Annotated in this window: 1 pseudogene; it reads left to right on the top strand. The window is 47.6% G+C overall.

The features are described from left to right. Positions 1-40: 40 nt before the first annotated feature. Positions 41-508 (top strand): annotated as a pseudogene (locus BCT81_RS19945) (porin); the annotation flags it as partial.

Raw genomic sequence — 508 nt, 5'->3', positions numbered from 1 at the left:
TGTTAGTGAATAACTCACCCAGCTACAAATGGATATGACAATGAATAAGAAACTTTTAGCGCTAGCGATTTCTGGTGCAGTATTTGGTACACAGGCAGTTGCAGTAGAACTTTACAACGAAGACGGCACAACATTCTCAGTTGGCGGCCACGTTTCAGTTGCAGTTGGTGACGTAAACAGCTCTGATCGTCAAAACAGTGACGACATCGGTGTTGAGACTGTTTCTCCACGTATCAACTTCGGTGCAACGCACGAACTAGGCAACGGCTTTACTGCTGACGCTAAAGGTGAATGGGCACTGAACATGCTAGATGGTGGTGAAGAGTCATTCACAACTCGTCTTGGCTACGTTGGTGTTTCTCACGACGATTACGGCCGTGCAGCAGTAGGTACTCAATGGGCACCTTACTACAACGTTGCAGGCGTTGCTGATATGCCAATCGCATTCGCGAACGACTTCATCTACGAAGATCACGGTAACCTAGGTACTGGTCGTGGTGAAGAGATG

Source organism: Vibrio sp. 10N.261.52.A1, from assembly GCF_002876325.1.
GTDB lineage: Bacteria > Pseudomonadota > Gammaproteobacteria > Enterobacterales > Vibrionaceae > Vibrio > Vibrio chagasii.
Note: the sequence above shows the minus strand (reverse complement) of the source record. Positions and strands in the feature narration are given on the sequence as shown.